Genomic DNA, 18,071 nt, shown 5'->3' with positions numbered 1-18,071 from the left:
TGCGCGGGATCCCCCCTATCAAGGTCCGCTGGTTCCGGACCACTTCTCGACCAACGGGGAGCCGATCCACGCCTGGATACGGCGGGGATGTCGGGTTCCTGACCCCTCGGGGTGACGCGAGCCCCATCCGGTGCCCCGCTCGACCCGCGCCTGGGAGATGATCTCCTACCCATGCGGCTCGGCATCCGCCTCCAGCTCCTCCTTGCACTGGGCTCGCTGCTGCTTCTCGCCTTCGTCCCCCTCTTCTTCGCGGTCGCCAGCCTCACCCGCGCCACGCTCGATTCTGCTCGCGAAGCCAGCGCCCGTGCCCTCGGCCGCGCCGTCGCGGGCCACGTCGCTGCAGCCGGTGCCCTCCGCGCCCCCGACACCCTCGGTCCCTTGCTCGATGCCCAGCTCGGTCAGGAAGGCGTCGGCGCCATAGGCGTCTACGACCGCACGGGCGCCCGCGCCCAGAGCGTTGGCGCGCGCGACAGCGTGGCCGCCCTCCCGCCCACCCTCGACGTCGCCGTCGAGACCCTCACCCCCGTGTCCACCGCGCGTGGCGACGCCCTCCTCGTCGTCGTCCCGGCCGACCCTCCGAGCCTCGCGCCCGCAACGAGCGGCACGAGCAACACGAGCAACACGAGCAACACGAGCGCCCGAGAGCCGGGAGGCGCCGTGGCCGTGGTGATGCACCTCGACGACCAGACAGCCCCCACTCCACCGCTCGTCCGCCTCGTCGCCCTCTACACCGGCGTCGTGGCCCTCGCCCTGCTCGTCTTCGCGTACATCTCCATGACCCGCCTCGTCGTCCGTCCGATCGACCAGCTCGCTGCCGCTGCGGAGCGCGTCGCCTCCGGAGCCCGCCACCTCGACGCCCCGCGCGGCGGCGCGAGCGAGCTTGCCAACCTCGGCGAGAGCCTCGCCCACATGACCGAGCGGCTGCGCGCCGACGAAGCCTCCCTCCACGACAAGATCGCCGAGGTCGAGCGCACCGCCGCCGATCTCCGCCGCGCCCAGGAGAGCCTGGTCCGCAGCGAGCGCCTCGCCTCCGTCGGCCGCCTCTCCGCCGGCCTCGCTCACGAGATCGGCAACCCCCTCGCCGCCATCCTCGGCTTCCAGGAGCTGCTCCTCGCCGGAGGCCTCGACCCTGCCGAGGAGCGCGACTTCCTGCAGCGCATGCAGCGCGAGACCGAGCGTATCCACCGCATCCTCCGCGACCTGCTCGACTTCGCGCGCCCTGCCCACGACGCCGTCGCCTCGCAGCGCGGCGCGTCCTCGCCTGGCATCACCGCGCGCGGCTCCATCGCCGAGGCCGCGGCCGACGTGCAGGCCCTGATCAAGCCCCAGAAGGTGATGCGCGGCATCACCCTCACCGTGGACCTCGCGCCGGATCTGCCTCTCGTGCCCCTCGCCCACGAGCGCCTCGTGCAGGTGCTCCTCAACCTCACGCTCAACGCCGCCGACGCCGTCGGCGCCCGCTGGGGCGGCGCGGAGGGGGGCGACGTGACGGTGCGCGCCACCCGCGCGTCGCTCACGTCAGCCACCCCTGGCGCCCCGGGCACCGCGTTCGTCCGCCTCGCGATCGAGGACAACGGCATCGGCATCGCGCCCGCCATGAAGGCCCGCCTCTTCGAGCCTTTCGCGACGACCAAGGAGGTCGGCCAGGGGACGGGCCTCGGGCTCGCCGTCTGCCGCGGCCTCGTGGAGGCGGCAGGGGGCGCCATCACCGCCGAGGATGTCGAAGGCGGCGGCGCCCGCTTCGTCGTGGAGCTCCCGCGCGCGGAGGAAGGCTGATGCGCGCGCTCGCCGTTCAGTTCAGGGTGCGCGACCGGGTGGGCCAGGGCTGCCGGCCGCCGAGTTGATCAAGCTCCCGGCGCAGCTCTTCCGAGGGCGCCAGGACCTGGATGCGCTCGATCACCTCGCGCAGCCGCTCCGGGTCCTGTCGCTTCGCGTAGATCGCCCGCAGGTTGCTCAGCATCCTCACCAGGATCTGCCGCTTGCTCGCAGGCTGGAGCATCTTCGGAGAGGGCTCCTGCGTGGAACCGGTGACCCGGTTGGCCAGCGATTTCAGCTCGTCGCGCCCGAGGAGCCGACCCTCGAACGGATCGATGAGGAGCGCCCGGCTCGTGCTCATCCCCGCGCGACCGCTGGTCTGCAAGGGAGGCAGGGGTGACCGCACCAGGAAATGACCCGGGAATGACACGCCCTGGGCCGTGATCCCCGCACGGCGGCAGACCTCCATCAGCACGATGGCGAGGGTGATGGGAATCCCGAGCCGCCTGTCGAGCACCTGGTTCAGGTAGCTGTTGCGAGGATCGTAGTAGTCGGTGTTGTTCCCCCGGAAGCCGTGGTCGCCGTAGAGCACGTGCAGCACCTGCTCCATGGCCGCGCTGCCGGGAGCCGCCTCGGTGCGCCCGAACGGCTGATCCACGGCGCGCCGGACGTCGGCGCCGATGCGATCGATCATCGCCAGGTAGCGCGGCACATCCAGGCCGGGATGCTCGGCTTCCGCGATGAGCAGCGCCGCCTCGGCCAGATCGAGCTCGTCCTCGGAGCGCGCGGTCACGTGCGCGAACAGGGTGAGATCCACGGGCGCTTCCATGTGAGGCACCAGCCTAGCGCCTCCGTGCCCCTCGGGCCACGCGCGGCGCCCTTCCCTCCTTGATCGGGCAGGGCCTGGTGGTCCCTGCGTCCTGCGGATCGCCCCTCCTCCCGGGGTTTTCCACAGAGCGCAGACTCAGGACCGAGCGGTGCTCCGCCGCTAGCGTACTCCAGCAGCGTGACCTCGTTCAGAGTGTGACCTCGAACGGGGCGCGCGCGAGCTCTTCTCCACGCGGGCCGTGCACCACGGCAGTCCAGGATCCAGCCACCTTGGCGCTGCGGGTGAACGCCCAGGTACGCCAGCGATGCGCCGCACCCACGTCGAGCGTCACGTGCCCGCGCGCGCCGCTCCCATCCGGGGGCTCGAAGGTCACCGTGATCTCGCTCGACGCGGCGGAGGGGTTCTCGACCTCCACGAAAGCATAGATCTTCCTCGCCTCCGCGCCCGTGAAGGATGTCATGGCACGCGTCGGCTCACGACCCTCGATGTCCTCGGTCAGCACCAGCCGCTTCACCTTCACCGGAGCGGCGTCCTTCGTGGTGCGACGCGTCGACGCCTCCGCCCGTCCTGCCCCTGCCGCGGGCCCAGCGGGAGCGTGGGTCTCCGCCGCGACCGTCGAGCACGTGGGCGGCTGAGCGGCGACTGCGCCGGGCCCTGCCGGAGCCTGGGTCGTGGAAGGTGCCGTGCCCGTCGCGGGGGCCTGGGTCGTCGTGGGGGCCTGGACCGGTTCAGCCACCGCAGGCACCGCGGCCTGCGTCGTGGCTGCAGAGGGTGCCTCCGTGCAACCAGCGGCTGCCGCCATCACCATCGAGAAAGCCAGGGCCGAGATCCAGGTCGTCTTCTTCATGGTCGCCTCCGCGGGGGTTCGTGCCTCCCCGCCTTCGCAACCTGCGAGCCATGCGAGAATCCGCAGAAATGTCGGCCTGCTGCGGGTGAGGGTGTGGCTCTGCACCCACACCCGTGTGTCGCACCTGAAGCGCCGCCGCGCTTTCCCTGGACGGCACGCGACGCTCCTGGCGCTCGTGGTAAGGGCGACCCCCGCCCCGGAACCTCCGGAGGGGGGGAAGAGGACAGGACTGAGCGCAGGGAACGGGCGCTGGAACCGGTTGGAGGGTTCGTTGTGCTCGGGGAACGGGCGCTGGAACCGGTTGGAGGGTTCGTTGTGCGCGGGAAACCGGCAGTCGGGACGTCTGGACCTCCCCGCGCGCCGTCTCACCCCTGCGACGGAAGAGCGGGCGTCATCCCTCTGCGAGCCAGTGATCCACCCGCACGCCGTCCAGATCCTTCGCGCGCATCGCGTCCAGGATGCGCGGCAGCGCCTCGATCGACGCGGGCACATGATCGTCCCGCTCGGCGGCGTCATGAAGGAGCACGATCGCCCCATCGCCGAGGCCCGGGATGATCCGCGCGGCGACCTGCGCGGCCTTGGCCCCTCCGAGCCCGTCGAAGCCGCGCACCGACCAGCCCACCACCTCGAGGTCGAGCGCCTCGATCACCCGGGCCATCGGGGGGCTCGTGTGGCCCACCGGGGGGCGCATCAGCGTCGGGCGCGCGCCGGTGATCTCCGTGAGCACCTCCACGGCCTTGCCGAGGTCGGCCTCGATCACCCTGGCGGGGCGGAGCGAGAAGAGCCGGTCGTGGGCGTAGCCGTGCACGCCGACGGCGTGGCCGCGCGCCACGATCTCGCGCACGAGGTCCGGGTGGGCCTCCGCCTTGCGGCCGATGACGAAGAAGGTCGCCTTCACGCCCGCCGCGTCGAGCAGAGCGAGCACCCGGGGCGTGTGCTCGGGGCTCGGGCCGTCGTCGAAGGTCAGCGCGACGCCGCGCGCGTCGGCAGGGCCGCGAGAGAGCACCTCCACGAACATCCCGAGGCGCAGGATGAAGACCCCACACAGGATGAGCCCGAGGTAGACCGCCACCGTCACCGCGGCGACGACGAGCGGGATCGGGCCGACGATGACCGAGCGCGCGGCGAGCGCGATGGCCCCGGCCGACGCCGCGTAGAGGAGCGCGCGCCCGACCGTCACCGCCGCTATTTCTTCGCGCGCTTCCGGTCGGCCTCGGCGTCGCTCTCGTCGTCGAGGTCGAGGTCGTCGAGGTTCGGAGCGACGCGCTTGTTCGCCCCGACCCGCTGCCGGTCCTTGCCTTCCGTGGCCGAGGCGCCGGGCGGCGCGGCGTCGTCCGGGGTGTTGTCCACCTCGTAGAACCCGCCGAGCAGCGCGGCGATCGCTGGCAGCGACGTCAGCGCGAAGTGCCCGAAGGCCACCTGGTCACCGCCAGCCCCGACGAGCGCCGTGACCTGCGTCGGGACCTCCATGGTCAGCCAGCGGCGCGCGGCGTACATCAGCGCCGAGCCGAGGAGGGCGCCCGCGAAGGCCTTCATGCCAGCCTCGATGCGCGCGTCCTTGGCCCAGATCGGTTTGCCGGCCACGAGCCCCACCAGGATGCCCGTGAGGGCCGCGGCGAGGAAGGCGATCACCATGGGCGGGGTGGCCATGCCGAGCTGCGCGAGGCCGAACCCGAGGAGGGCGCCGACGATGAGCCCCTTCACGATCCCGAACAGCAGGCGCCCCAGCATCGCTTCACTCCTTGGCACGTCGGCGCGCGCCGTTCAACATGGCGGCCCTCCCGGCCTCCTACTTTTCCTTCGAACGCTGCCACGTGCTCTTCAACACCCTCGACTACGCCTGGTTCTTCGCGCTCGCCTTCGTCGGCTCCTGGAGCCTTGCGCTCTTCACGCGCTTCGCCAACCGGCCTGCTCCAGCCGAGAGCGCTGCGGGCGCCGCGGGTCGTGCGAGCGCAGCCGCCGCGACACCGCGGGGAGGGTTCCTCGGACTGCTCGGCTCCTCGTGGCCACGCATCGTCTTTCTCCTAGCGCTCAGCTACGCATTCTATTCCTTCTGGAACTGGAAGTATCTGCCGCTCATCTTCGGCTCCTCCACGGTCGACTTCCTGCTCGCCCGCGCCATCGATCGCGAGGCGCAGCCCCGGCGACGCAAGGCGCTCCTGTTCGTGACCGTGGTCCTCAACCTGGGGTTCCTGGGGTTCTTCAAGTACTGGAACTTCGCCGTCGAGAACGTGCAGACGGTGCGCGGGCTGCTCGCGGGGGCGCCAGTGTCGGCCATCGACACCCTCAAGGTCACCCTGCCGCCGGTCGGCATCTCGTTCTTCACCTTCGAGTCGATGAGCTACGTCATCGACGTGTACCGGCGCGAGATGCCGGCCCACCGAAGCTACCTCCGCTACCTGCTCTTCGTGGCCTTCTTCCCGCACCTCGTGGCGGGCCCCATCGTGCGGCCGCGCGATCTGCTCCCGCAGTTCGAGCGCGCCCCGTCGCTCACCCGCGACGAGGCCGGCGAGGGGATGTTCCTCGTCGCCGTGGGCCTGCTGAAGAAGGTGGTGCTCTCGGACCAGCTCGCGGTGAACCTGGTCGACCGGGTGTTCGAGCGCCCCGAGAACTACTCGGCGCTCGAGGTGCTCGCCGGCGTCTACGGCTACGCGGCGCAGATCTACTGCGACTTCTCGGGCTACACGGACATCGCCATCGGCTCGGCGCTGCTGCTCGGGGTGCGGTTCCCGAAGAACTTCGACGCGCCCTACCAGGCGACGGATCTCGCCGACTTCTGGAGGCGCTGGCACATCTCGCTCTCCACCTGGCTCCGCGACTACCTGTACATCCCCCTCGGCGGCAACCGGGTCTCCGAGTGGCACACGTACCGCAACCTGATGATCACCATGGTCCTCGGCGGGCTGTGGCACGGCGCCTCGTGGACGTTCGTGTTCTGGGGCTTCCTGCACGGCCTCGGGCTCGGCGTGACGCGGGCCTTCCAGCGCAGCCGCGCGCAGAAGGGGAAGGCCAAGGTGGCGTCGCAGTCGTTCCCGGCGCGGGCGACGATGGTGCTGCTGACGTTCCATTACGTGTGCTTCGCGTGGATCTTCTTCCGCGCGCCGAGCTTCAAGCAGGCGACGCTGGTCCTGAAGCAGCTCGGCACCCTGACCACGTTCCACCCGAACCTGCCGCCCATCCTGGTGGGGCTGCTCGTCGTCGCGCTCGGGTGCTGCTACGTGCCGCAGCGCGTGTACCTGTGGCTGCGCCACGGCTTCTCGGCGCTGCCCGCGCCGCTCCAGGGGACGCTGCTGTTCCTGGTCGCGGTGGTGCTCCACGAGGCGGCGAGCGCCGTCGCCGTGCCCTTCGTCTACTTCCAGTTCTGAGACTTCCAGTTCTGAGCACGGCGTACCGAGGAGTGGAGTCCCGGTCGTCCCCGCCGCCCCGAGGGTCGCGACCTGGAACGCTCACGGGTAGAGTGGGGTCCGATGCGTCTCACTCCAGGTCTCGGCTTCTCCCCCCTCGGCCTCGTCGTCTTCGTCATCGGCTGCGCGAGCTTCGCGAACGGGACGAGCGCGGCGATGCCGCAGGTGCGGGAACGCGCGTCCTACGAGCTCGACTGCCCCGACGAGGATCTGCGCGTGCAGGAGGAGTTCGGAGGGTGGTTCGTGGCCGTGGGGTGCGCGAAGAAGGCGCGCTACAGGGCGGCGTGCGATGGGCTCCGCTGCGTGGTGCACGGAGAGAGCGAGGGGCTGGTGCCCTGGCGGGACAGACCTCCGCCCGGTGACGTGGTGACGCGTTGACGCCTGGCCGTACGGGGGCGGAGGCGCTGCGCGTACCGCGACCGACCAGCTCGGTTCGCCCTGCCGGGATGGGCTCTTAATTTCTCGGCGGCGGGGCGGCCGGTGAGGTAAGTAGCGCGACGTGGCGGACGAGGCGGATCGCGAGGGCGTGACTCCCGCGGGGGAGGCGGGAGAGGAGCGCCAGGGTTCGTCGGACGACGCGGCTCCGGGGCCGCGGCCGAAGAGGCCGAAGCGGACGAAGAAGAAGCGTCGCGCGGCGGGCGAGGTCGAGGCGGTCGCGCGGGAGGGGCGAACGCTCCCGGCGTGGTGGCCAGCGTTCGCGCGGCGGTACCCGGCGGATCCGGAGCTGGACCGGCTGGTCGAGGTGTTCGAGCGCGGAGACTACGCGTCGGTGCGCGAGGCCGCCGCGCGGCTCGCCGCAGGGGATGCGCCCGAGGAGGTGCGCCTGGCTGCGGCCGATCTGCGGCGGCGCGTGGACCCGGATCCGCTGGCGGTGACGCTGCTCCTCGCGGCCGTCGCGCTGCTCGTGTTCCTGTCGGGCTGGTACTGGTCGCACGCCCATGCCCATCCCTAGGGGGTGGGCGCGCGCGGGGAGCCTCGCCCGCGTGGCCTGCGCGGCGTGCCTGATCCACGTCGCGTGCGCGGCATGCGGGTGCGCCGCTCCGGGTGGCGGGTCTTTGGCGGAAGGCACGCTCGTCGGGCCTCGGTTTCCAGCGGGCGCGCAGCAGGCGCTGTCAGGGACGCCTTGCGAGCGGTTCTTCCCGCTCGTCGATGACGCCGTCTACCGCTACATGATCTCGGGGAGCGCCGGGGAGACGGGCGTGGTGGTGGCGCGGGTGCGTCGCGAAGGGGCGCTCGTGGGGGAGCTGCGGCTCGGCGCAGGGTCGAGACGCTTCGCGTACCGGCCCGATGGCGTGGTGCTGGCGCAGACGGGGACTTACGTGCTGCGAGAGCCGCTCGTGGTAGGGAGAGCGTGGCAAGGGGAGCACGGGGGGCAGGCACGCATCGTGGAGGTGGGGGTGACCGCCACGGTGCCCGCAGGGCAGCTCTCGGGCTGCATCCGGACGGCGGAGATGGCGGAGGGGAGGCCCGGGGAGGAACCGATGCGGTACGTGTCGACGTACTGTCCCGAGGTGGGGCTCACCGTGCTCGAGGCGAGCGACGGGGAGCACCACGAGAAGGCGGAGCTGTCGAGCTACGGGCCGCCGGTCGACATCGGGCCCGACGGGGTGTCGCGCATTCAGGCGCCGCCTCCCTGAGCGCGCTTCTCTTCACGTCCGCGCGGGAAGTAGACTCGCCGCGGACGCGCGGTGCACGCCGCGCAGGCGTGCACGCTCGCGCGGCCCACACGTCCAGGATTCCCGATGCAGCAGAAGACACCGCCGGGCACGAACTACTGGGACTACATCCGCGTCGAGGACCTCCTCACCTTGCAGGGGGGGATGGGCCGGGACGAGAGCCAGCTCGGCAACGATGAAGTGATGTTCATCGTCGTCCACCAGGTCTACGAGCTCTGGTTCAAGCTGGTGCTGCGGGAGCTGACCACGGCGCGGGACCTGTTCATGAAGGAGCCGGTGCCGGACAACGAGCTCGCAGCCGCGGTGCGCTCGTTCCGGAGGGTAGTGACCATCTTCCAGCAGGCGGTGAACCACTTCCAGGTCATGGAGACCATGACCACGCGGGACTACCTCGAGTTCCGCGATCAGCTCATCCCGGCGAGCGGCTTCCAGTCGGCGCAGCTCCGGGAGATCGAGATCCTGCTCGGCCTGGAGGACGAGCGGCGGGTGCCGCTCGGGCGCGAGGGGAGCTACAAGGAGGCGCTGCGGAGCCCCGACGGTTCGGCCTCGGTGGCGCTCGCGCGGGTGGAGACGCGGCTCGCGAGCGGTCCGCCGCTCCGGGAGGTGCTCTACCGCTGGCTGTCGCGGACGCCCGTGGACGGCCCCAGCGATCCGCAGGTGGTGCGGCGCTTCCTTGAGAAGTTCGTCGCCTCGATGCGCGGGGAGATCGAGCGGCGGGTGCAGATCGCGCTCGACAAGGCGCTCACGCCGGCCGACGTGGAGCGGCTGCGGGAGCGCTACGAGGCGGAGGTGCGCCACGCGGAGGCGTTCCTGCTCGCGGAAGACGATCCAGGGGCCGACGAGGCGACGCGGGAGAAGCGCCGCGCCATCCGCGCAGGCCTGGTGTTCATCGAGAGCTACCGCGAGCTGCCCCGGCTCGCGTGGCCGCGGGAGATCCTGGACGCGGTGATCGACATGGAGCAGGCGATGCTGATCTGGCGGCAGCGGCACGCGCGCATGGTGGAGCGGGTGATCGGTCGGCGCACCGGCACGGGCGGCTCCGCGGGGGTGGATTACCTGGACCAGACGGCGCTTCGCTACCGGGTGTTTCACGACATCTGGGCGGTGCGGACCGTGCTCCTGCGCAAGCCGGTCGTGCCGTCGATCGCGCGCGCCGAAGACTACGGCTTCCGGATCGAGGACTGACGTGCTGACGAAGCTCCGCGACCATTTCGCGCGCATCGACGCGCGCTCTCTGGGCCTGTTCCGGGTGGTGATGGGCCTCGTCCTGGTGCTAGACGTCCTCGGCCGCCTCCAGGTCGCCCGGGACTTCTACGCGAACGAGGGGGTGCTCCCGAACCACAACCACCTCTTCAACCTGCGCGGCAAGGAGGAGGTGTGGAGCCTGTTCCACGCCCTGTCCACGCAAGGAGAGGCGTACGTGGGCCTGCTCGTGGCGCTCTTCGTCTTCCTCGCGTTCCTCGTGGGGTGGCGGACGCGGGTGTTCCACGTGCTCGCGCTGGTGTTCGCGGTGAGCCTGACGGCGCGCAACACCCTCGCGGAGGGGGTGGGGAGCTACGCGTCGATCGCGCTTCTGGCCTTCACGGCGTTCCTGCCGTGCGGGAGCCGTTTCTCGCTGGACAGCCTGCGCGCGTCGATGGCGCTGCGGGACGAGCAGACGTCTGCAGAGCTGAACGACCGGCGGGCGTTGCCGGAGCGGACGGTGAACGCCGTGCGGCTGCCGGGGTGGTCGCCCGTGACGGTGGCGGCCTTCGGGGTGCTCCTGCAGATCGTCGCGATCCATGCATGCTCGGCGCTGCAGAAGTCAGGGGAGGCGTGGCGCGACGGCAGCGCGCTCCACTACGCGCTGCACGGAGACCTGTGGGTGAGCGGGCTCGGGGCGTGGGTGCGCGGGGCGCTCGGGGCGGGGGTGCTCAAGGGCCTCACCTTCGGGCTGCGTTACGCGGAGATCGTAATCCCGGTGCTGCTCGTGGTGCCCGTCGCGTTCAGGTGGACGAGGCTCGCGGCGGCGGCGCTGATGGTGGTGCATGGGCTCGTCCTCGCGCTCCTCTTCGAACTCGGGCTGTACGGCGGCGCGCTCGTGGCGGCGGCGGCCCTCGTGGTGCCGGTCGAGGCGTGGGCGGCGTTCGAGCGCTCTCCGAAGCCAGGGCGCATGCTCACCGTGATCTACGACGCGGACTGCGGGATGTGCCTGTGGCTCGCGCGGCTCCTCAAGCGGTTCGACCTGCGCACGAACATCACCTTCCAGGGGAACGATGACCTCTCGGCGATGCTGGTGCGGCGGGCGGGGAAGAAGGGGGTGGAGCGCGCGCCCCTGCCGGCAGAGATCACCGAGGAGTTGGTGCAGCGCACCGTGGTGGTGGTGGACGTGGAGGGACGCGTCTTCCTACGGACCCGCGCCGTCGCGGAGATCGTGACGGCCTTGCCGCTCGGGATCTTGGCCGCGCCGCTGCGGGTCGTCGCGCCGGCGTTCGACGTGCTCTACAACGCGGTGGCGACGAAGCGGCACCGCATCAGCGTGCTGATGGGCAAGACGTCGTGCGCGATCCCGGCGGCACCCGCGCGGGCCGTGTCCCCCGAGGTGGGGGCCGTGGAGGGCGCGGCAGGGCTCACCGGCGAGGGCGCGGCCTCGGAGGCAGACGAGGGCTCCGGCACAGGCGACGTCGCCGACGCGGGCGAGGTGAGCGGTGCCCAGGCTTCGGTCGCGGGTGAAGCCGAGGCGCCGGGCAGTGCAGGCGCGGTCGCGCTCGTGCACGCAGTTCCCGAGGTCTCGCCAGCGCGGCGGACGGTGCGCCATGTGGCGGGGGGGCTGCGCGAGCTGTCGGCGGCGCTCGTGCTGGCGGCGATGGTGGTGCAGACGGCGCGGCAGAACCCCGTGCCTGCCGCGCTCGCAGGGCTCCCGCAGCCGCCGCTCCTCGCCACCGTGTCGTCGTTTTCGAGGATGCTGGGGCGCTGGGACGTGATGGCGCCCGAGCCACGGCGGACCAACGAGATGATGATCGTGGACGCCCAGACGCGCGCGGGAGAAGCCATGGATCTGTTTACGGGCAGCGCGCCGGAGGTGGACCTGGCGGCGCGAGGGCCGCTCCGGATGGGGCAGCTCTGGTCGAGCTACCTGGATCGGGTCCGGCGCCCGGAGTTCCTGGAGTTCCAGCGGGCGTTCCGCGATTACCTGGGCAAAGGCGGTCCGCTGCGGAGCAGGACAGGGGTCGATCCGATCGTGGCAGGGCTCGATGCTTACTGGGTCGTCAAGCCAATCGCACCTCCAGGCGGGGCACCAGAGGGTGAAGCGGTGGGGGCGGGGACCCGCGAGAAGCTGTTCACCCATGGGCGCGGTGGGCTCGGCACCGGGATGGACGCGGTGCCCCTCGCCCGGCCAGGCGTGCGCCGCTGAGCGGGGAAGCCGTGCACCTCCGGGCGCGCCTCGGCCGCGCAAAGCAGTGGTTTCTCGCGCACTACGGGACGGCGGACCTGCGCACGCTCGGCGTGTTCCGGATCGTGTTCGGGTGCCTGCTCGTGGCGGAGGGGCTGCGCCGGTGGCGCGAGGCGGGCTGGGCGTACTCGAACGAGGGGGTGCTTGCGAACCACTACCACCTCTACGTGCTCTATCGCCCGAGCGGGAGCTACAGCTTCAGCCTCTTCCACGCGTTCTCGTCGCTCGCGGAGGTGCACGTCGCGTTCGCGCTCTCGGTCGCGTGCTTCTTCTGCTACGCGATCGGGTGGAAGTCGCGCCTGTTCGCGGTGCTGTCGTTCGTGCTCGTGACGAGCATGGACTGGCGGATGCCGCTCGTGGAGAACGGCGGCTACGTGGTGGTGAACCTGCTCGCGCTGTGGACGATGTTCTTGCCCACGGGCGCGCGGTTCTCGGTGGACGCCTGGCTCAGGTCGTACCGCGCCCGGCAGGAGCGCGCGATCGACGACCTCAACGTGCGCGCTCCGGCGTCAGACGCAGGAGACGTGGGGGCGGGGACGGTGGTGTCGTGGGCCGCGGTGTGCGCGGTCTTCAACGTGGCGTGCATCTACTACTTCAACGTCGTCAACAAGGCGGGTGCGATCTGGCGTGCGGGCGACACAGTGCACTACGTGCTGCACCTCGACCGCATGGTGACGGGGCTCGCGGTGCTGATGCGCGAGACCTTGCCGCTCTGGGCGACGAAGCCGCTGACGTGGGGCGTGCTCGTGGTGGAGGCGGCGCTTGTACCGCTCATCCTGTGGCCTTTCGGGCGGCGGGTGACGCGCTCGCTGGCGATGCTGTTGATGTGGGGGCTGCACGGGACGTTCGGGGTGATGATGCGCCTCGGGCCCTTCTCGTGGTTCATGATCGGCTGGTCGTTCCTGCTCCTGGCACCCGCGCAGTGGGAGGCGCTCGCGCGGTGGTACCGGGAGCGTGCGTCGCCGCGGGTCGTGGTGCTCGATGGCAGCTCGCCGCTCGCGTTCGCGCTGGGGCGGGTGCTCGCGCGGCTGGACGGGCTCGATCTTCTGCGCTTCGAGGCGTCTGGTGAGTCCGGTGCGTCCGGTGCGTCCGGTGCGTCCGGTGCGTCCGGTGCGTCCGGTGCGCGTGGCGCGGCGCTCGTGGCGGCGCGGGACCCCGCGTCGGGGCAGGTGTGGACGGGGGCCGCGGCGCTCGGGGAGATTGCGCAGGCACTGCCGGGAGGCAAGGTGGTGTGGCCCGTGCTGCGGGTGGTGACGCTGGGGGCGCCGGTCAAGGCGCTGGCGTTCGCAGCCCGGCGGCGGGAGGCGGTGGCGCGGTTCTTCGGGCTGACCTTGCCGCCGCGGCCGGTGCCGGCGCTGCCTGTGGAGACGCCCCTCGGGCAACAGCTCGGGCGGGTGAGGCGCTTCGCGCGCGAAGGGGTGGTGATCTACCTCGGGCTCTGCGCGACGAGTCAGCTCATCAACGACAACAAGAGCGTCGCGGCGGCGCTGAAGCACGACGAGTACATGCCCTGGTTCGTGCGGGCCACGATCGGATACCCGCGGCTGTTCCAGGCCTGGGGGATGTTCTCCGCGAACCCGATCACCGACGACGGGGTGCTCGCGGTCGACGCGATCACGGTGGACGGGCGGCACGTGGATCCGTTCACCGGGGGGCCGCCGGATCTCGTGCTCACCGACTCGCGCGGCGAGGGGCTGAACCAGATCCGGCAGGATTACTTCAACCGGATCCGGCTCGATCGGAACAAGGTGTTCAGGAAGCCGCAGGGGCTGCAGGAGTACCTGCTCCGCTACCACGAGCGGACGGGGAAGGCCGAGGACGAGCTGGTCGCGTTCGATGTGCTCTGGGTGCGGGATCAGTGCCCGCGCCCTGGTAGCAAGGCACCGTATGCGAACGAGACGGTCCCGATCCTCTCTTACCGTCGGCCGGGCTACAGGCCGCGCGCTGGGCTGCCGCCGCTGCCGCCGCTGCGCAAGGAAGAGAGCGCCGGAGACTGAAGGCGAGGGGCGACGAACGGCGTGCGGCCAAGGGAAACTGCGCTACGGTGGCCCGCGCGAACGCGGTCGAGGTGGCGTGGCGCGAGGAGCTGAGACGCGAGGGGGGTGGAACGCGAGGGAACGTGACGCGACGTGACGTGAGGCGAGGTGAAGCGCGATGCTGAGGCCGCAGTTCCTGTCGATCCCCGAGCGGCTGGAGGCGTCCCGTGATCACCGCGGGCGCGGGGTGGTGATGGGGTTCGTGGACGTGGGGTTTTACCCGCACCCGGACCTGATGCAGCCGCGCCGGAGGATCAAAGCGTACGCGGATGCGGCGCGGGACGAGCCGGTGGGGAGCGAGTTCTTCACGGCGCAGCCCTTCGGCTGGCACGGGACGATGACGGCGTGCAGCGCGGCAGGGAACGGGTACGTGTCCGGAGGGCGCTACCGGGGGCTCGCGAGCGAGGCGGACGTGGTGCTGATCAAGGCGGGTATCGACGGGGGGCGGGTGCGCGGCAAGCACGTGGCGCACGCGATCCGGTTGCCGTTGCGGTACCCGCAGCTCGGGATCCGGATCCTCAACGTGTCCCTCGGGGTGTTCCCGAACGACCCAGATCGGGCGGACGTGGAGCGGGCGGTGGCGGACGTGGTGGCCGCGGGGATCGCCGTGTTCGCCGCAGCCGGGAACACGGCGGGGCAGGTGCCGCCAGCGCCGGGTGCGGCGGCCGAGGCGATCACGGTAGGGGGCGGGCGCATCGCAGGGAGCGGCGACGAGGGTGAGGACGCGCCCTGGCCGTCGAGCTTCGGCTCACCGCGGGAAGGCGTGCACAAGCCGGATCTCCTGGCGCCTGCGATCTGGGTACCGGCGCCGATGCTGCCGGGCACCCTGGTGGCGCGCGAGGCGATCGCGCTGTTCCAGATGCTGACGGTGCTCGAGGAGGCGACGGTGGAGCACGGGTTCTCGGAGACGCGGCGGATCGCGTCGCCCGAGGAGCAGCACAGCGTGCAGGGGCTTCTGCGCGCGGTGGCCGGCCGGATCGAGCGGTGCAAGTACATCTCTCAGGACTACCAGCACGTGGACGGGACGTCGTTCGCCTCGCCGATCACGGCGAGCGTCGCGGCGCAGATGCTGGAGGCGTGCCCTCGGCTCACGCCGGCCGAGCTGCGCGAGGGGCTGCTGACGACGGCGGAGCCGCTCAAGAATGTGGACCGCTCGGTGCAAGGCGCCGGCGTGCTCCAGCCGAAGCGCGCGGTGGAGTGGGCGATGCAGCGCGCTTCGGCCGACGTTGCGCGCTGACGTCACGTGCTGATGTTGCGCGCTGACGTTGCGCGCTGACGTCACTCGGAGGCGTAGATGGCTTCCCAGGTGCGGGTGAAGAGCCCGGCCTCGCCGAAGAGCGTCTTCTGGGTGCGGGGCCAGCCGCCGATGTCCTCGATGCGGAAGAGATCGGGAGGCGTGAGGGGGGGAGGCTCCCCGGCGGGCGGGGGCTCGGCGGCGACGGCAGGATCGACGCTGCGGAAGCCGTAGCGAACGAGAGCGCGCTGCGCGGTCGTCGTCTGGAGGAAGGCGAGGAAGGCCTCCGCGACGTCACGCGTGCCGTGGCGGTCGGTGTACGCATCGACGATGGCGGCGGGGATGTCGATCTGCAGGGTGGAAGAGGGGATCACCGTGTCGCTCTGCCGGCCTGCCATGCGCCCAGCGACGATCTCGCTCTCGTAGGTGACGGCGACGTCGCCGACGCCCTTCTCGAAGGTGATGATGCTCTCGCGGGCGCCCTTGTCGAGGATGACCACGTTGCGGAGCACCGCGCGGAGGTAGCCGGCGGCGGCCGCGTCGTCGTGCGCGGAGACGCCGGCGTGGCCGCGCAGCGCGGCGCTGTGGAGGGCCGCTGCATTCCACATGGCGCCGCCGCTCGTGCGCGGGTTCGGCATGAGGAGCGAGATGCCAGGGCGCGCGAGGTCGGGCCAGCCGGTGATGTGCTGGGGGTTGCCGGGGCGGACCGCGAAGGCGACGAGGGTGGTGGCGAAGGTGCCGCCGTGGGGGCGCGCGGTCCAGTCGTGGGTGATGAGGCCAGCGGCGGCGATGCGGTCGATGTCGGGGGCGAGCGCGAGGGCCACGACGTCGGCGTTGAAGCCGGCGATGACGGCCCGGGCCTGGGCGCCGCTCGCGAGGTAGGAGCTCTCGATGTGGACGCGCTTGCCGGTGCGCGCGAGGTGGTCCGCGGTGAAGGCGGGGATGATCTCGCGCTCGAGGACCTCGCGGGCGGCGGAGTAGGCGGCGAGGACGAGGCGCTGGTCCGTCGGTGGGTCGTCACGCCCGCGGGTACAGGCGGCGCAGCCCACGAGGACGGCGAGGGCGACGGGGACGCGGACAGCGAAGGCGGAGAGCGCGGCGAGGATGGCAGCGAGAGAGGTCGCGACCGCGGCGACGAGACGCGCTGCAGCCGTAGGGGCGCCCTGGGGATCTGCAGGGACCGTGGGGCGCCCTGTGGGTTCAGTTTGTGGCGAGGAAGGCGGCAGGGTCAAAGACGCCTCCCGAGTTGAGCACGCCTCCGGCGCTGCCACCCCAGATGATCATCCGGTGCTCGCTGGTGACCACGGCCGTGTGGAGAGAGCGGGCTTCGGGGCCTCGGGGCAGGTCGGTGCGCCAGGTGTTGAGGATGGGATCGTAGAGGCCGCCGCTGTCGAGGTGGCCCCCGTTGAAGCCGCCCCAGACCATCATCTGGTTCACCTCGCCGCCAATCCACACGGCGGTGTGGTCGGTCCGTGCTGCGGGCGCTGGTGCCTGCATGGCCGTCCAGCCCGAGCCGACCACGTCGTACTTGTTGCCATCCCCCAGGTAGTTGCCGGCGCCATCCGTGCCGCCCCACACGAACATCGACCCACCGGTCTGGCCGGGGGGGATGGCAAAGACGGCGGTGTGGCCATACCGCGCCGAGGGCGGGTTCAGGGGATTGGCGCCGCTCCAGCTTCCACCTCCGTCGCTCGGGGTGAACACGCCGAGCGCGTCGAGGGTGATGACGTCAGGTCCGATGTTCGGGTTCACCCCCTGTCCGCCGAAGACCACCATCGTGCCCGAAGATCCCGTCCAGACGGCCGTGTGGTAGATGCGCATCGTCGAGCCGTCGGCGATGGCGCTCCACGCGCGGGTGGTCGGGTTGTAGGCCGCGCCGTTGCCGAGATAGCTCGTGCCGCTGTGACCACCCCAGACGATCATCTGGTTGTCCGTCCAGACGGCGGTGTGGAGATACCGCGCGGAGAGCGTCGATGCCGGGAGCGTTTGCCAGGTGTTGGTGGTGGGATCGAAGCTGCCGCCATCGGCGAGGGGCCCGCCGTTCTCACCACCCCAGACGATCATGCGTGAGCCGGTCCAGACGGCCGTCATGGCGCTGCGCGGGAGGGGAGCGTTCGCGGTGCTCGTGGCCGTCCAGGTGCGCGTCGCGGGATCGTACATGCCGCCGCTGTTGAGGTAGCTGTTGCCCGCGCCTCTGCCACCCCAGACGATCATGCGCTCGCCTGCCCACACGGCGACGTGACCGAAGCGCGGGGCGGGTGCCCCGAGGAGCGAGGTGGGCTCCCAGGGATCGGCGCACGCGCCTGTCGCGGTGCAGGCTCCGAAGCAGGCGTGGCCGCAGCTCCCGCAGTCGGCCGACGCGCTGGTGAGGTCGACACAGCGTGCCGTCTGGTAGACGGACTCGGTGGAACCGGGGACCGCGGGGCAGAACGACTGGTCGGGATCGGGGCAGCGGCAGGCACCTTCGGAGCAGATGGTGCCGGGCTGGTGGGTGCAGTCGCTGTGCTCGAGGCACCCGACGCACTCGCCACGGAAGGTGTCGCAGATGCTGGTGGGGTAGGTGCAGTCGGAGTTCGACTGGCACGGCGCGCCGCTACCGCCGCTGCCACCCTGGCCGCCGCCACCGACCGAGGTCGAGCCAGGGACCGGCTGTGGGTCGAGGTGCAGCGAGTCCGAGCAGGCAGCGAGGGCGAGGAGGCTGGCTGCGAGCGCGCTCAGGCCGGAGGTCAGCAGGGAGAGGGAGCGGGACAAGGTTCGCATGGGCGGGCGGTCTGGGTGGAAGGCTGAACGGACCGCGACGCGCGGGCTCTACGCCTTCCAGGGGGAACCTGGATGGATACCAGAGCCCTCGGGCCGG

Annotated in this window: 15 protein-coding genes; 9 read left to right on the top strand and 6 right to left on the bottom strand. The window is 71.4% G+C overall.

The genetic code is table 11. The features are described 5' to 3' along the window. The first annotated feature begins 171 nt into the window (after positions 1-171). A complete protein-coding gene (locus CAP_RS23735; protein ID WP_044244917.1) occupies positions 172-1,776 on the top strand; it encodes a sensor histidine kinase in 1,605 nt (534 codons plus the stop codon). Positions 1,777-1,792: 16 nt separating this feature from the next. Here CAP_RS23735 and CAP_RS23730 read toward each other — a convergent pair whose 3' ends face one another. The 4 genes from CAP_RS23730 to CAP_RS23715 all read right to left on the bottom strand — a co-directional run bounded on the left by CAP_RS23730 (position 1,793) and on the right by CAP_RS23715 (position 5,162). Continuing rightward, entirely contained in the window at positions 1,793-2,584 is a 792-nt protein-coding gene (locus tag CAP_RS23730; RefSeq protein WP_044244916.1) for a SirB1 family protein, read from the bottom strand. Positions 2,585-2,771: 187 nt separating this feature from the next. Beyond that, a complete protein-coding gene (locus tag CAP_RS23725) occupies positions 2,772-3,431 on the bottom strand; it encodes a DUF2914 domain-containing protein (protein ID WP_052375758.1) in 660 nt (219 codons plus the stop codon). A gap of 391 nt (positions 3,432-3,822) precedes the next feature. Beyond that, a complete protein-coding gene (locus CAP_RS23720; RefSeq protein WP_052375756.1) occupies positions 3,823-4,611 on the bottom strand; it encodes a polysaccharide deacetylase family protein in 789 nt (262 codons plus the stop codon). A 5-nt stretch (positions 4,612-4,616) separates the two neighbouring features. Further along, a complete protein-coding gene (locus tag CAP_RS23715) occupies positions 4,617-5,162 on the bottom strand; it encodes a hypothetical protein (RefSeq protein ID WP_044244914.1) in 546 nt (181 codons plus the stop codon). Positions 5,163-5,173: 11 nt separating this feature from the next. Between CAP_RS23715 and CAP_RS23710 the strand changes: the two genes are divergently transcribed. From CAP_RS23710 to CAP_RS23675, 8 genes are all read left to right on the top strand, one after another. After that, positions 5,174-6,796, top strand: a complete 1,623-nt coding sequence (locus CAP_RS23710; RefSeq protein WP_231511646.1) for an MBOAT family O-acyltransferase — start codon at positions 5,174-5,176, stop codon at positions 6,794-6,796. Positions 6,797-6,898: 102 nt separating this feature from the next. Continuing rightward, complete coding sequence (locus CAP_RS23705; RefSeq protein ID WP_052375754.1) at positions 6,899-7,213, top strand: hypothetical protein; 315 nt, start codon at positions 6,899-6,901, stop codon at positions 7,211-7,213. Positions 7,214-7,334: 121 nt separating this feature from the next. Continuing rightward, positions 7,335-7,787, top strand: a complete 453-nt coding sequence (locus tag CAP_RS23700; protein ID WP_044244912.1) for a hypothetical protein — start codon at positions 7,335-7,337, stop codon at positions 7,785-7,787. Next, positions 7,774-8,472, top strand: a complete 699-nt coding sequence (locus tag CAP_RS23695; protein ID WP_197041320.1) for a hypothetical protein — start codon at positions 7,774-7,776, stop codon at positions 8,470-8,472. The genes CAP_RS23700 and CAP_RS23695 overlap by 14 nt, the downstream gene beginning before the upstream one ends. 105 nt (positions 8,473-8,577) lie before the next feature. After that, entirely contained in the window at positions 8,578-9,696 is a 1,119-nt protein-coding gene (locus CAP_RS23690; protein WP_044244910.1) for a tryptophan 2,3-dioxygenase family protein, read from the top strand. A gap of 1 nt (position 9,697) precedes the next feature. Beyond that, on the top strand, positions 9,698-11,905 hold the full coding sequence (locus CAP_RS23685; RefSeq protein WP_063748744.1) for a DCC1-like thiol-disulfide oxidoreductase family protein: 2,208 nt from the start codon (positions 9,698-9,700) through the stop codon (positions 11,903-11,905). Positions 11,906-11,916: 11 nt separating this feature from the next. Next, positions 11,917-13,941: an HTTM domain-containing protein gene (locus tag CAP_RS23680; protein ID WP_052375750.1), complete on the top strand. Its 2,025-nt coding sequence runs from the start codon at positions 11,917-11,919 to the stop codon at positions 13,939-13,941. 157 nt (positions 13,942-14,098) lie between these two features. Then, positions 14,099-15,217 carry a S8 family serine peptidase gene (locus CAP_RS23675; RefSeq protein ID WP_044244909.1) on the top strand — a complete coding sequence of 373 codons (1,119 nt, stop codon included), beginning with the start codon at positions 14,099-14,101 and terminating at the stop codon, positions 15,215-15,217. Between the two features lie 41 nt (positions 15,218-15,258). Here the strand turns inward: CAP_RS23675 and CAP_RS23670 are convergent, their stop codons facing one another. Together CAP_RS23670 and CAP_RS23665 are read right to left on the bottom strand one after the other, a co-directional pair. Beyond that, positions 15,259-16,446 (bottom strand): sulfate ABC transporter substrate-binding protein, encoded by a 1,188-nt coding sequence (locus CAP_RS23670; RefSeq protein WP_052375748.1) that lies wholly within the window; start codon positions 16,444-16,446, stop codon positions 15,259-15,261. Further along, positions 16,415-17,974 carry a Kelch repeat-containing protein gene (locus CAP_RS23665; protein ID WP_044244908.1) on the bottom strand — a complete coding sequence of 520 codons (1,560 nt, stop codon included), beginning with the start codon at positions 17,972-17,974 and terminating at the stop codon, positions 16,415-16,417. The genes CAP_RS23670 and CAP_RS23665 overlap by 32 nt, the downstream gene beginning before the upstream one ends. Positions 17,975-18,071: the final 97 nt, after the last annotated feature.

Source organism: Chondromyces apiculatus DSM 436, from assembly GCF_000601485.1.
In the GTDB taxonomy this organism is placed as follows: Bacteria; Myxococcota_A; Polyangia; order Polyangiales; family Polyangiaceae; genus Chondromyces; species Chondromyces apiculatus.
This window is presented reverse-complemented; position numbering and strand designations above follow the sequence as displayed.